Genomic DNA, 13,640 nt, shown 5'->3' on the forward strand with positions numbered 1-13,640 from the left:
AAAAATCGGCTAATGCTTGTGTTATTCAACAAAATTACGAAATTGAAATTGAGCATTTATTCTTAGAGTTACTTAATCAAAATTTAGAGAATGATTTAAAGATTTTATTAAAGAAATATAAAATTTCATCTGAAGCTTTAGCTGATGATTTAAAAGAAACAATTTCTCAATTACCGAAAGGTAATTCACGAACTCCTATTTTTGCTAAATCTATTGTTCGTTTGTTTGAACAAGCATGGTTATTGGCTTCGGCTGAGCAAAATCCAGTTATTCGCAGTGGTCATTTATTAGTTGCGTTATTAACTGCACCTGATTTATATCAAATTGCGACTCGTGCTTCGAGTTTATTTGATCTCTTGCCAATTGATTCAATGAAACATAAGTTTCTTGAAATTTGTGAGAAGAGTGTTGAACAACAAGATGAAACAAAAACACCTTCTGGTGAAGCTGAAGCAACAGACGCGACTGTAGCAAATACTAAAACTGCTAAAACACCAGCACTTGATCAATATACGATTAATCTGACTGAAAAAGCGAAAAAAGGCGGTATAGATCCAGTTATTGGGCGTGAATATGAAATTCGCCTAATGCTCGATATTTTAATGCGTAGACGCCAAAACAATCCAATCTTAACTGGAGAGCCAGGGGTTGGTAAAACAGCTGTCGTGGAAGGTCTAGCTTTAAAAATTGCTCAAGGTTTAGTACCAAACGCCCTAAAAAACGTGCATTTACATGTGCTTGATATGGGACTTTTACAGGCAGGTGCAAGTGTTAAAGGCGAGTTTGAAAATCGTCTGAAACAAGTGATTCAAGAGGTCCAAGCCTCGGTTCATCCTATTATCTTATTTATTGATGAAGCGCATACTTTAATTGGTGCAGGCGGACAAGCTGGGCAAAATGATGCTGCAAATCTTTTAAAACCAGCACTTGCTCGTGGTGAGTTGCGTACTATTGCTGCGACTACTTGGGCAGAATACAAACAATATTTTGAAAAAGATGCTGCATTGAGTCGACGTTTTCAGGTGGTAAAAGTAGAAGAGCCAACCGAAGAAGTTGCCGTAGATATGTTGCGCGCGATGATTCCTGTCATGCAGCAGCATTTTAAATTACAAATTGATGATGAGGCGATCGTTACAGCGGTTCACTCTTCACATCGATATATTAGTGGTCGTCAACTTCCGGATAAAGCAGTTAGTGTTCTTGATACGGCAGCAGCACGTGTTGCGTTGACCCAAAATGCCCAACCTGTAAAGCTTGATCAGTTAAAGGCTCAAGAGCATAACTTAAAGCTTGAACAGCAAATTTTAGAAAATGAACATCGTCAGATTCCAATCCATCATGAACGATTAGAAACTTTAAAAGCTAATTTAGAATCTTTGCAAAAAGAGATTCATGAAACTGAAGAGCAATGGAAAAAAGAATTAGAACTTGTTCATAAAATTCAGGAATTAGAAGCACAGAATCATTCTAATGAATCTGAAGCTTATGATCAGATTAATTTACTGCGTAAAGATCTTGCTGAAATTCAAGGTCCGCAACCATTAGTATTTGAAAGAGTAAATTCTCAAATCATTAATGAAATTATTTCTGATTGGACCGGAATTCCTGTTGGAAAAATGGTTAATGATGAAATTAAGCAGATATTAACGCTTGAAGATAAATTGGGCGAGCGTGTAATGGGGCAAGATTATGCGCTTACACAATTAGTTCAGGGTATTAAAACTTCAAAAGCAAGACTTGAAGATCCTAATAAGCCACAAGGTGTATTTCTTTTGGTCGGGCCAAGTGGTGTCGGTAAAACTGAAACTGCATTAACTTTGGCAAATGAATTATATGGCGGTGAGCAGCATTTAATCACCATCAATATGTCTGAATATCAGGAAGCCCATACTGTATCTTCGCTTAAAGGTGCACCTCCTGGATATGTGGGATATGGTCAAGGCGGTGTTTTAACAGAAGCTGTTCGCCGTAACCCTTACAGTGTTGTGTTGCTTGATGAAATTGAAAAAGCACATAGTGATGTACAAGAACTGTTCTACCAAGTATTTGATAAAGGTACTTTAGAAGATGGCGAAGGACGAGTAATTGACTTTAAAAACACCACTATTTTGTTGACTTCTAATGCTGGCTCAAGCGCGATCATGCAAGCTTGCTTAAATACGCCAGTAGAAGAATGGCCGACAGCTGAAGAGTTGATTGACCATTTAAAACCAAGTTTATATAAGCAATTTAAGCCTGCATTTTTAGGCCGAATGAGAGTTGTGCCATATTTCCCATTGCACGACGATTTACTTGTACGAATTATTAAACATAAGTTAGGCAAGATCACAGCAAGAATTGAAAAACAATACGGTACACAAGTCCAGTATTCTGAAGATTTGGTAGAGCTGCTTTTAAGTCGCTGTACAGAAGTCGATAGTGGTGCACGTAATGTTGATAATATTTTAAATTCTACGGTGTTACCTGCATTGGCTACAGAAATTTTAGTGGCTTTAGCAGAACAAAAGTTGCCAAAAATTATCATGATTGATGCTAAAGATGACGAAATTCAATATTTACTAGATCCGGTTGCAAAAGCTGCTAAAAAAAGGATCAGTAAAAAGTTGAAGTCAGAAGTTTAAAATTGAATAGAGCTAAAATTAGATGAATATTGATATTTCTGAACTCCTTGAACCCATTAGCGATAGCTTACCTTGTGGTGATGACTTTTCATTTTCTAATGAATTTCATGAAATCAAAAAAGCGAAAACACAAGATGATTTATTGTTAGATCAAGGTGATTGGGTTGCTGAGCGCAAACAAGCCGACTGGGATTTTGTATCAAGTAAAACGAGTATTTTGCTAACAGAGAATACTAAAGATATTCGTCTATTAACTTGGCTCTTAGAAGCTTGGACTCATCTTTACGGTTTTGAAGGTATGGCGAAAGGTTTAACTTTAAGCCATACCATGCTTAATCAATACTGGCAGGAAATTCATCCTGTCATTGAAGATGATGACTTAGATCAACGCATTGGTTTATTACAGGGTTTAATTAATCAACTCCCAATGTTGTTAAAAAAAGTTTCGTTAACTAATACAGTTCCTTATTATAATTTGCTTGATTACGATAATTTTCTATATCACGAAAATGTTCGTCGTAAACAAACAGAAGATTACGATAGTCAGTCGGGACCATCTGAGTTAGAGCAATTCGATCAAGCTATTTTTAATACGTCTAAAACTTTTCAATACTCTAATTATCAAGATTTTAGTTCAGTTTTAACTGAGTGGGATGTTCTAAAGCAAACTCTTGACCATTTAATGGGAATAGACTCGCCGAGCTTTGGTGCAATTGATTCAGCATTTGAAACAATCCACAGCACATTACGCAAGATTTATAAGGCAGAGGCTTTTGGTACTGGGCTTGCACCAACCCAAGAACCAGCCGCTGTTATTACAAATTCATCTATGGAAAATCAAGTGCCTGTACAAGTTGTTTCAGATCAGCCTGCTTTTCAGCCTCAGGCACAACCACACTTGGCGAATCGTGAGCAAGCAATGAAAGTGCTGCAAGAAATCGCGGATTACTTTCAAGCCAACGAGCCTCATAGCCCTGTGAGTTATATGCTTCAAAAAACGATTAAATGGAGTCAAATGCCATTACATGAATGGCTAGCACAAGTCATTAAAGATGAGCATCCATTGCAAATGGTTCAGGAAATGTTAGGTGTACAGCCTAAAAATGAATACGAATAAAGATTGGTAAAGACATATGTTTAAAGCTGAAAAAGTCCTGTGGGGCGAAGGTTTATTTTTAAGACCTCAACATTTCCAAATTCAAGATACCTACCATGAACAACGCTTGAATCATACGGTTCGTGCGGTTGTACCTTTTTCATATGGTATTCAAAAATTAAATTTCGATGAGGCTCAATTGAGCACCCATATTCTTGCTCTTGAGTCTGTAGAGATGATTTGGCAAGACGGTGAAATTTATCAGGCGCCTGCATATGATCTATTGCCTGAGCCAATTTTATTGGATGATCTTAATTTGCGTGGTGAGATGCTAATCTATTTAGCATTGCCACTCTTACAAGCAAATAAGCAAAATCTCATTGATCAGAACCAAGCGCAAAAGGGTAGATATCAATCTCATCTTGTCGAAACGCATGATCTATTTACTAACGCTACCGAAGCAGATATTAGTTTGCTACGCCGCCGTGCTGTTTTTAAATTATTAGATGTACATAGTAATCCAGACCATAATCTGGATGGTTTCTTATATCTGCCGATTGGGAAGATTAAACGTCAAAGTTCAGGTGCTTTTGAAATTGACCGAAAGTTTATTCCACCAATTTTACACGTGGATGCATCTGAAACACTTATTTCAAATTTGAAAAGAACACTGAACGTTATTAAGGCAAAAATTAAGACGATTCAAACCAATAACCGAGAAAATGAACAGAAATTAATTGAATTCCGTTCAGGTGATATCGTTTCATTCTGGTTAGTAAATGCGTTAAATACAGCTCATGCTGGTCTAAATCATTTTGTGCAATATCCACAAATTCATCCAGAGCGTTTGTTCTTCGAATTATTGCGTTTAGCAGGTTCATTATTAACTTTCTCGACAGCGTATGATGTCGATCAGTTGCCTGCCTATAAACACCATAATTTACAAGAAAGTTTTTCGCAGTTAGACACGATTCTACGTGATTTACTCGATACTATTATTTCGAGTCGTTACATCAGCATTGCGCTTAAAGAAATCCGTCCTTCATATTGGGTGGGAAGTCTTGAGACCGATAAGATTACTCGAGATACTCGACTTTATATTGCAGTATCAAGTAGCGCAATGCAGACACATGAATTGATCCAGATTGTGCCTTTACGATTCAAGATCGGTAGCACTTTAGATGTAGAACAACGTGTAGTTGCGGCATTGCCTGCGATTCCATTGCATCACTTAATTCAAGTTCCAACTGCAATACCGGTACGTTCTGGTGTGAGCTATTTTGAAATTGAACCACATCATGAGCTATATCAGCGCATGTTAGATTCAGAGACGATTTGTATTTATGTTCCGGCTGGTTTCCAAGATATCAGTATTGAACTGATTGCGGTCATGAACGCTTAACGGTAAAGGAGAGAAAAATGTCACAATCCACAGGTGCTCCTTCTTTATTTGACGATGGACAAATCGGAACGGGCGGGAACAATAATAGCCAGTCTCAAGCAAAACTACAGGCAATCAATCTTATTGATTTATTACATGACGGCTTTTATTTAGTTTTTTTAATTCGAAATCAGTATGTGCCAGCAGATGCTCAGCAGTTTCGTGAAAAAATCTTAAATTTACTCAATCAATTTGAGCAACAAGCCAAAAAGTTACAATTTTCAGCTGATGATATTCATGATGCTAAATATGCATTCTGTGCTTTGATTGATGAAACGATCGTAACGCAACAAGACCCAAGTTATTTTAATTTGCAAAATGCTTGGTTAATTAGCCCGTTACAATTGAGCTTGTTTGGTTCTCAGTTAGCGGGTTATCGCTTCTTTGAAATATTGGAGCAATTACGTAGCCGTGGAAAAGAACGTCTAGCTGCTTTAGAAGTATTTCATTACTGCCTTTTATTAGGTTTTCAGGGTAAGTACCGAATCGAATCTACGGAAAGTCTCAACCATTTAGTATCAAGAGTCGGTGACGAAATTGACTATTTGAAAGGGAAAAAAGTTGCCTTTTCGCCGTTCTCGGCCATTCCCGATCAGATACGAAATATTATTCATCGCGAAGTACCTTTCTTTTGGATTTTGATCTTTTTATTGATTTTTGCATTGCTTACCTTTGCAGGGCTAAGATTTATGCTGAATAAGCAAAATGATAAAGCATTATCTAATTATCAAAATGTGATTTCTGCTCCTCAAGAGCAAGCACATATTACAATTTATTTACCTTGATGATGGTACGAAATGGCTCAGGAAAAACCAACTTCTATTCGAGTTTTACAATCGAATAAAAAAAAGCCGAAATCACCAATACTTTATATTGTCATTGGTGTTATTGCCGGGGTGTTTGTTAGCATCTCGCTATTCCTGTTCTTGTCTCAACCGCATTCGTCAGAATCAACAGCAATTGAGAGTAAATCAACAGAAGAACAGATTTTAAATCAAGAAACTGCTCATTCTGCTGATGAACAAAATCAGGTTGCTGTCAGTCAAGACAACGAAACAGATTCAATGAGCCGTGATGGTTTTGAACAACCCAAAGATAATGAATTAAGTAATATCTTTAAACCTGCTCAGCATAAGCCAGCTATTGTCAATCAACAGCGAGTTTCTCCATTTGATGAACAGCTCACGGGTGAAAAGAAAGTTCAGGTTGTACCTCAACTACAGACGGGTGCAGCTAAAACAGCTCAACCGAAGGTACAGCCAACTCAGCAAAAGCCATTGAGTAAAACGCCGCAGCAACAAGTGGCACAGGCTAAACCTGTTGTTGAGAATAAAGCTCCAGCCGAACCCGAAGCTGAGGTAGAACCACCTAAAGCATCGGTAGATATTAAAATTACACGAAGTCCTTTTGCTGTGAATTAATGAACAAATGATGATTTTTCTCATTTTCTTTTGCTTTACATGCTTAGCAATTGGTTTAGCGTTTTTAATGTCTTATGAGCTAAGGACGAGAAGCAAAGATTTTGTTTTGTCATTACTGCCGCAAGGCCGTAAACAGCTTAATCAGGTTAGACAATTTGCTCAAACAATGAATCAGGCGGCTGCGCCTGAAAAGCTACAATCCCATTGGCATTTACAGCAGTGGTGGATTGTAATTGCAGGCTTTTTCTTGTTTGCCAGTATTTTAGTGTTTGCTTTTACTCGACCTATTAGTTCAACTCGAATTGAGGCTGAATATCTGAAAAAAACAGATCCTCAAATTTATGCACTTTTGAATGGTGAAATATTATCGCCACCGCCAGAAGTGGATGAAAGCCTAATTGAAGCTGCGATTGTAGAGGCCACCCAATTAGAGCAACAATATTCCTCTCAAAGTAGTGGCGCTATTAATTCTTCACCTATTGATAATGCGAGTTTCGATGGGCGAGCTATTTTAGATACCAGTCTAGTAGATCGTAAATGGAGCAAAATGAACCCACGTTATAAGCAGCGTTTACTCATGGTCTTTAAAATCATGAAAGAACAGTATGGTTATGAGTTGGTTTTATTAGAAGGTTATCGTAGTCCTACTCGTCAGAATATGCTGGCAGGTAATCCGAATACGACAAGAGCAAAAGGGTATCAGAGTTATCATCAATTTGGTTTGGCGGCAGATGTAGCCTTTAAACGAAATGGAAAAGTGGTTATTTCTGAAAGAGACCCTTGGGCTATGCAAGGCTATCGTTTATATGGGCAAGTTGCTGAATCGGTTGGGCTTACCTGGGGTGGACGTTGGAAATCTATTCAAGATTATGGTCATACCGAGTTCCGTATGCCGGGCTTAAGAAAAACACAGGAAATGGCTGAAAAACTGATCGCTGAAAGTTTGAATGAAGTAAGTTAAACACTTATTGACGATTGAAAACGTTCTTGTAAAACAGTTGTCATTTTGTCTACAAGCTGGGAAATGATCCCAGCTTTTTCCCATGTATAAATTGAAACAACCATAGGGGGGACAGTCCCTAATGAATCATATCGATGTACTCGACGTCCGCGGGTTGTTGCCACAGGCAATAAAGATAATCCTAAGCCAGTTTCAACACTCACTAACACGCTTTCTAGGCTACTACCCGTAAAGGCAATATACCAACGTCGCCGTTCGCGCTCTAACGTTGCGAACATCTCATCCCGATAAAGTCCGCCTTGAGGAAAGGTCACTAAACTCATGGGATCAGACCATTCAGTTGTTGAATTCTCGCTTTCAAACCATGCCATTTCTTCTGGGAATGTAGCGTGGTGATCAGCACTGGCAGCAGGTTCTTTGACAATAATAATATCGAATTCACCATTCCGATAACGTTCTGTTAAGTTGCGACTCAAGCCAGAGGTTACATCTAAACGAATAGAACGATGCTCTTTGGCAAATATACCAAAAACTTCACCCATTGCTGGACTCATCATATCTTCTGGTAAACCAATACGAATAGGGATACTTCCTGCCGGATCTTTAAGTAGTGCTTCAGCTTCTTCTTGAAGGGTCAAAATCCTTTGCGCATAACCAATCAGATATTCTCCAGACACCGTCAATTTGAAAGGCCGTGCTGTTCGATCTATAAGCGCATGACCGACAGATTCCTCAAGACGAGCTAACTGCTGACTAATTGTTGATTGAGTCAGGTGTAATCGATCGGCAGCTGCGGTAAAACTGCCAGTTTCAAAAATAGTGACGAAAGCACGTAAAAGGCGAGGATCAAACATTCTTGGGTACCGCCACACTTAAAAGCCGATGAAATAAGTATTCATAATCTTAATACTATCGATTAAATAATTTAATTTCCAAATACTTTTGGTGAAGCTTATTCTAATTGCAAAATGTTTTGCCATAAATTTCTATTGGGAGGCCACCATGCGTAAGTCACTGATATGGATAACTCCCTTACAACATGCGGGTTCACGAGGATACCGCGAAATTGAGAAAAGACTTCTTGCAGCTGGTGCAAAATAGAAAGTGAGAGTATGTGATGGAAAAAGGTGAACAGTTTTTACGTAATGCGATTGAGCTTGCCTATAATAATATTGAAAAAGGTGGCAGACCATTTGGCGCTGTGGTGGTAAAAAATGGAGAAGTTATTGCTTCAGGCGTAAATCAGATTCTGACAACGAATGACCCAACTGCACATGCTGAATTACTGGCGATTCGTGCAGCCAGTCAAATTTTAGGATCTGCCAATCTAGAAGGCTGCTCTGTGTATGCAAGTGGACACCCATGCCCAATGTGTATGGCAGCAATGCGTTTAGCCGGTATAAAGTCGGTGAGCTATGCTTATTCTAATGAAGACGGAACACCATTTGGTCTGTCTACAGCCGAAATATATATTGAGCTTGCCAAGCCCTTTGTTGAGCAATCAATGAAAATTCAATATATACCGATCAGAGTTGAAAACTGCACTGATCTTTATGCGCATTGGAAGAATTATCAAGCCAATCATTCAGGCTCAGAAGAATGAAGCAGTCTGGCGTTTTTTTGACTCGTCCCATGCTTGTCGTGACGGTGGCTTTGGTGGGCCTTAATTTAAGACCCTTTATAACTAGTATTGGACCATTGATTGCTAATATTCGAACAGCCACTGGCTTAAGCTTACAAGGAGTAGCACTGCTCACTTTGCTACCGATGATGCTTATGGGAATCGTTGCATTTGTTGGGCCAATATTGCAAAACTTTGTCGGTGAACGAAAGGCTATTCTTGGTGCATTGCTGACCATTGGTGCGGGATGTACTTTCCGATTTTTATTTCCTACTGCCGAAGGCTTAATTCTTAGTGCCATAGTGATTGGATTCGGAGTCGCGATGATACAAGCGGCATTTCCCGGCTTGATTAAACGAGAATTTAGCCAACATCTTGGTCCGATGATGGGTCTTTACTCAGCCATGCTTATGGGAGGCGGAGCATTAGGTGCATGGTTAGCGCCTGTAGTTTCAAATATCACGGGTTTATGGTCTGTTGGACTGGCTTTTTTTGCAATTCCAGCTTTATTTGCATTTATATTGGCGCTTATCTTTTTACCTACAAAAGTTAGCTCATCCATTCATCGTGCACCTGTAAGAAAGTTGTTAAATCAACCTCGAACATGGTTATTAATGATGTGCTTCGGACTTGTAAATGGTGGCTACTCATCAGTCGTAGCTTGGTTAGCACCTTCTTTTCAAGATCAGGGCTGGAGCGCAGCACAAAGTGGAAAATTACTTGCTTTTCTGGCCTTGAGCCAAGCAGCTTCAGCGCTCATTTTGCCTATTTTAGCTAGGAAATATAAAGACCGACGTCCATGGCTATGGTTTACGTTAGCAATGCAAATGGTTGGTTTTTCAGGAATGGCTTTTATACCTGAGTTCGCCGCTATTCTCTGGGCAATTTGTTTGGGCGCGGGTTTGGGAGGATGTTTTGCCTTAACGCTTATAGTTGCATTAGACCATTTTGATGAACCCATTCATGCAGGTGCTTTATCTGCACTGATGCAAGGTGGTGGTTTTTTACTGGCAGCAATTCCGCCGTGGATTATTGCAATTTTGCATGATCTTACGGGGGCTTACAAAGCAGGATGGCTTTTTCATTTAGCCAGTGTGATATTGGTTGTTATTTTAGTGATTAGATTGGCTCCTAAAAGTTATTTTAAGATGAGTCTATAAAACGTTGAGTTAGCCGAGATTCTTTTTATAAAGAATTACTGATGCTAAAGCACAAGCAAATTAGGAAATAGTGATAGGATAGAACTGAAATTTTTCCGCCTCTAAATGAATACAACAATATTTGATTTCTATGACTTCTTCTTTAAAACAGCTCACTTTATTTAATCAAGGCTTAGGAAAAAACAGTCGATTTACAAAAGGTGTGGATGGCACTTTACAGGCTATTGAGCATTTAGGATATGTACAGATTGATACCATATCGGTTGTAGAGCGAGCTCATCACCATATATTGTGGAGCCGAGTGCCTGACTATGATTTAAATCATTTAAATAGTTTGGTTCGTGAGCGCCAGATTTTTGAATATTGGTATCATGCTGCGTCTTATCTTCCTATGAAAGATTATCGCTATGCGCTGCCTGCCATGATGTCTGTTAGGAAAGGGGAAAGTCGTTATTTCAATAGAGGTGATCAGCACCTTATGAATGAAATTTTAGCCCGTGTTCGTGCCGAAGGTAAAATTCGACTGCGAGACATTGATAAGAATAATAAGAAAAGTTTGGGAAATTGGTGGAATACAGGTCCAGGTCGCCGTGCTTTTGAGCAGTTATATATGCAGGGTGACTTGATGATCTGTGAGCGTAATGGAATGGAAAAAGTTTATGATTTGACCGAACGCTGCTTACCTGAAAATATTGATTTAAGTATGCCTACGCTTCATGAATATGCGCAGTATTTATTTAATACCACACTCCGGGCACATGGAGCATTCACATGGAAGCAATTAGTCCATTTAAAGGGAAAAGATTTAAAAGAAACTATGCATGTCGTGCTGAAGGAGCATATTGACGCAAGTGTAGTATCAGCAGTTAAACTTGAAGATGGTCAAACTCTATATGTTGATGTGGCTGCATTAGAACAAAAGGTTAATACCGATTTTGGTTTAAAAATACTTTCACCTTTTGATAACTCGCTTATTCATCGTGACCGCTTAACCTCTTTATTTGAATTTGATTATCGGATCGAATGCTATGTGCCAGCAGCCAAACGGGTATTTGGTTATTTTTGCTTACCTATTCTTTATCAAGATGAGCTAGTGGGTCGCATAGATTGCAAGGCACATCGGAGCGTAAAAGAGTTAGAAGTCATTAGTCTACATCTAGAAAAAACAACCAAAGATAAAGAGCTTTTCTTTTTCGAATTAGAGCAAGAGATCAAGCATTTTGCAGAGTTTAATCAATGCACCATTATTAATGACAAAGTCATCAAGCTCATTCGCTAAGGTGTAAGCAGGGAACTATGTTGGTCTTAAATAAAGTATGTTTAAGATAAAACACCAAAAGAATTAAAGCTTTTGGTGTTTGTAATTGGTTTAGATTAAAGGCATACGATATTCAATAATGCCTGGTTTTTGTGCAATCCAGTCATAGAGTTTTTGAGCTGTATGATTGGTTTCTTGAGTGTGCCAATATAAACGGTCACAGTTGTGTTCGATTGCTTGCCTCTGTACATATTCAATGAGTTGCTTACCAATGTGTTGCCCACGGACTTCAGGTGAAACATAAAGGTCTTCTAAATAACAATAATTATTCTCTGCCCATGTTGAACGATGAATAACATAATGCACAATTCCTAAAACTTGCTCGCCTTGTTTGGCAACAGCACAAGAAACGGGTTCATGTTCATCGAAAAAGCGCTCCCAAGTCACTTTAGTAACATGAATGGGTAAATTTACCTGATAGAAATTTTGATAAGCAAGCCAATATTTCTTCCATTGTGAATAGTCCTGCTGCTGAACAGGGACAATCTGAATATCTTGATTTTGCATAATAATTACACTCTGTTTTAAAGTTCTAGAAAGTCGAAAACAAGAGTGTAGTTTTGATAGTGGTATTTTTATAAGATACACTTTTGATATTTTCTACAGTACCAGTTTGTTATGGCAACTTCGATTTCTGCATCTTTTCCACATTTGATTTTGCCAAACGGCCAGATTAAAGATGGACTATATTCTGCTTTGCGTGATGCTATTTTAGATGGAAGACTTAGTGCTGGAACAAAATTACCCTCAAGTCGTGCTTTAGCAGAGATGATGTCGATTTCACGAAACTCTGTGTTAGCTGCGCTTGAGCGGTTACTCGATGAGGGATATTTATTTACCAAACCAAGTTCTGGTACTTATGTTGCTGAGGTTGTGCCAGATCAGTTAATACATATCCAAGAAAATTCAAAAAAAACTACGTTAACCAATCACCATTCCTTAAATATTAATCCTAATTTTGAAGGTTTATTAACTTCATGGCGAGAACAGTCATGGTCAAGTCAAAAGAAAAAAATGTTCCATGTGGGAGTGGGCTGTATTGATTTATTTCCTCATCAGCTTTGGGGGAAATTATTAACAAAAGCTTGGCGACAATCTTATTATCAACTGGGCCAATTTCACGACTCGCGGGGTTATTTACCATTGCGTCAGGCAATCTGTGAGTATGTCCGTTCTACCCGAGGCCTGAACTGCAACGAAGAGCAAATTATTATTGTAAATGGGACACAGCAGGCAATTCATTTAGCTGGCTATGCCTTACTTCAATCAAATGATGAAGTTTGTTTGGATGAGCCGGGATATGATGCAGCTTTTAATATTTTTCGAAGTTTTGGTGCGAAAGTAAATTTGATCGAGAGTGATGAGGAGGGAATGCGAATCTCTGACATTACAGATCATTATTCAAAAAGCAAACTTGTTTATACCGCACCCTCTCATCAGTTTCCTGTAGGTGGAACTTTAAGTCTAGCTCGCCGTTTTGCGTTACTCGATTGGGCATCTCAACAAGGGAAATGGATTTTTGAAGATGATTATAATAGTGAGTTTCGCTATGGCACACATCCTATTCAAGCTTTACAGGGTTTAGATCAGCAGCAAAGAGTTATTTATTCTGGCACTTTTACCAAAATGATGTTTCCTGAGTTTCGGTTAGGATTCATGGTTGTGCCTGAAGCATTGATCGAAACCTTTAGTGCAGCTAAATACTATACCGATGTTCGAAGTTCTTATTTAGAGCAAGTGGCTTTGTCTCAATTTATACAAAAAGGCCACTATGCTCGGCACGTACGTAAAATTAGAAAAGCATGCTATGAGCGCCAACAAGCATTGATTAAAGCTATTGATGAGCATCTTTCAGATGTGCTTAGTGTTCAACCTACAGATTCAGGTATCCATGCAGTGTGCTGGTTAAACGGTGAGTGGACAGAGCAAGAATTTATTGATCAGTGTTCAGCTCTAAACCTGGCTGTTCAGCCCTTATCCAGATATTGTCAGATGCCAAAC

General features: G+C 38.7%; 12 protein-coding genes and 1 pseudogene. 11 read left to right on the forward strand and 2 right to left on the reverse strand.

Annotation, left to right across the window (positions count from 1 at the left end; all coding sequences use genetic code 11):
• The 6 genes from tssH to NL42_RS08740 form a co-directional block, all read left to right on the forward strand.
• Positions 1–2,621: type VI secretion system ATPase TssH (gene tssH, locus NL42_RS08715; protein ID WP_461312467.1), on the forward strand; the 2,621-nt coding region annotated here is incomplete at its 5' end.
• 22 nt (positions 2,622–2,643) lie between these two features.
• Positions 2,644–3,738 carry a type VI secretion system protein TssA gene (gene tssA, locus NL42_RS08720; RefSeq protein ID WP_461312468.1) on the forward strand — a complete coding sequence of 365 codons (1,095 nt, stop codon included), beginning with the start codon at positions 2,644–2,646 and terminating at the stop codon, positions 3,736–3,738.
• Between the two features lie 16 nt (positions 3,739–3,754).
• Positions 3,755–5,119: a type VI secretion system baseplate subunit TssK gene (gene tssK / locus NL42_RS08725; protein WP_005041639.1), complete on the forward strand. Its 1,365-nt coding sequence runs from the start codon at positions 3,755–3,757 to the stop codon at positions 5,117–5,119.
• A 17-nt stretch (positions 5,120–5,136) separates the two neighbouring features.
• Positions 5,137–5,943, forward strand: a complete 807-nt coding sequence (gene icmH, locus NL42_RS08730) for a type IVB secretion system protein IcmH/DotU (protein ID WP_461312469.1) — start codon at positions 5,137–5,139, stop codon at positions 5,941–5,943.
• Between the two features lie 12 nt (positions 5,944–5,955).
• The gene (locus NL42_RS08735; RefSeq protein ID WP_461312470.1) at positions 5,956–6,579 is read left to right on the forward strand and encodes a hypothetical protein; all 624 of its coding nucleotides are present in this window, start codon (positions 5,956–5,958) and stop codon (positions 6,577–6,579) included.
• 7 nt (positions 6,580–6,586) lie between these two features.
• Positions 6,587–7,540 (forward strand): M15 family metallopeptidase, encoded by a 954-nt coding sequence (locus tag NL42_RS08740; protein ID WP_461312471.1) that lies wholly within the window; start codon positions 6,587–6,589, stop codon positions 7,538–7,540.
• Here the strand turns inward: NL42_RS08740 and NL42_RS08745 are convergent.
• On the reverse strand, positions 7,537–8,394 hold the full coding sequence (locus NL42_RS08745) for a LysR family transcriptional regulator (protein ID WP_461312472.1): 858 nt from the start codon (positions 8,392–8,394) through the stop codon (positions 7,537–7,539). The two genes, NL42_RS08740 and NL42_RS08745, sit on opposite strands and share 4 nt — an antisense overlap.
• A gap of 169 nt (positions 8,395–8,563) precedes the next feature.
• Between NL42_RS08745 and NL42_RS08750 the strand changes: the two are divergent.
• The 4 genes and pseudogenes from NL42_RS08750 to NL42_RS08765 all read left to right on the forward strand — a co-directional run.
• Positions 8,564–8,641 (forward strand): annotated as a pseudogene (locus tag NL42_RS08750) (ankyrin repeat domain-containing protein); the annotation flags it as partial.
• Between the two features lie 16 nt (positions 8,642–8,657).
• Positions 8,658–9,143 (forward strand): nucleoside deaminase, encoded by a 486-nt coding sequence (locus NL42_RS08755; RefSeq protein ID WP_461312473.1) that lies wholly within the window; start codon positions 8,658–8,660, stop codon positions 9,141–9,143.
• Positions 9,140–10,321, forward strand: coding sequence for a cyanate transporter (locus NL42_RS08760; RefSeq protein ID WP_461312474.1), 1,182 nt, complete (start codon positions 9,140–9,142; stop codon positions 10,319–10,321). Before NL42_RS08755 ends, NL42_RS08760 begins: the two co-directional genes overlap by 4 nt.
• 130 nt (positions 10,322–10,451) lie before the next feature.
• Positions 10,452–11,600 (forward strand): winged helix-turn-helix domain-containing protein, encoded by a 1,149-nt coding sequence (locus tag NL42_RS08765; protein ID WP_461312475.1) that lies wholly within the window; start codon positions 10,452–10,454, stop codon positions 11,598–11,600.
• A gap of 90 nt (positions 11,601–11,690) precedes the next feature.
• On the opposite strand, the gene NL42_RS08770 is transcribed toward NL42_RS08765, so the two are convergent.
• Positions 11,691–12,146, reverse strand: coding sequence for a GNAT family N-acetyltransferase (locus tag NL42_RS08770; RefSeq protein ID WP_461312476.1), 456 nt, complete (start codon positions 12,144–12,146; stop codon positions 11,691–11,693).
• 111 nt (positions 12,147–12,257) lie between these two features.
• On the opposite strand from NL42_RS08770, the gene pdxR reads away from it, so the two are divergent.
• Positions 12,258–13,640 (forward strand): MocR-like pyridoxine biosynthesis transcription factor PdxR (gene pdxR / locus NL42_RS08775; RefSeq protein ID WP_461312477.1); only part of this gene is annotated, 1,383 nt, incomplete at its 3' end.

The sequence above is a fragment of the Acinetobacter sp. GN11 genome (genome assembly GCF_054823985.1).

Coding starts and splice junctions, on each gene's coding strand:
- tssA (WP_461312468.1), top strand. CDS start 2,644: ATGAATATTGATATTTCTGAACTCCTTGAACCCATTAGCGATAGCTTA.
- tssK (WP_005041639.1), top strand. CDS start 3,755: ATGTTTAAAGCTGAAAAAGTCCTGTGGGGCGAAGGTTTATTTTTAAGA.
- icmH (WP_461312469.1), top strand. CDS start 5,137: ATGTCACAATCCACAGGTGCTCCTTCTTTATTTGACGATGGACAAATC.
- NL42_RS08735 (WP_461312470.1), top strand. CDS start 5,956: ATGGCTCAGGAAAAACCAACTTCTATTCGAGTTTTACAATCGAATAAA.
- NL42_RS08740 (WP_461312471.1), top strand. CDS start 6,587: ATGATGATTTTTCTCATTTTCTTTTGCTTTACATGCTTAGCAATTGGT.
- NL42_RS08745 (WP_461312472.1), bottom strand. CDS start 8,394: ATGTTTGATCCTCGCCTTTTACGTGCTTTCGTCACTATTTTTGAAACT.
- NL42_RS08755 (WP_461312473.1), top strand. CDS start 8,658: ATGGAAAAAGGTGAACAGTTTTTACGTAATGCGATTGAGCTTGCCTAT.
- NL42_RS08760 (WP_461312474.1), top strand. CDS start 9,140: ATGAAGCAGTCTGGCGTTTTTTTGACTCGTCCCATGCTTGTCGTGACG.
- NL42_RS08765 (WP_461312475.1), top strand. CDS start 10,452: ATGACTTCTTCTTTAAAACAGCTCACTTTATTTAATCAAGGCTTAGGA.
- NL42_RS08770 (WP_461312476.1), bottom strand. CDS start 12,146: ATGCAAAATCAAGATATTCAGATTGTCCCTGTTCAGCAGCAGGACTAT.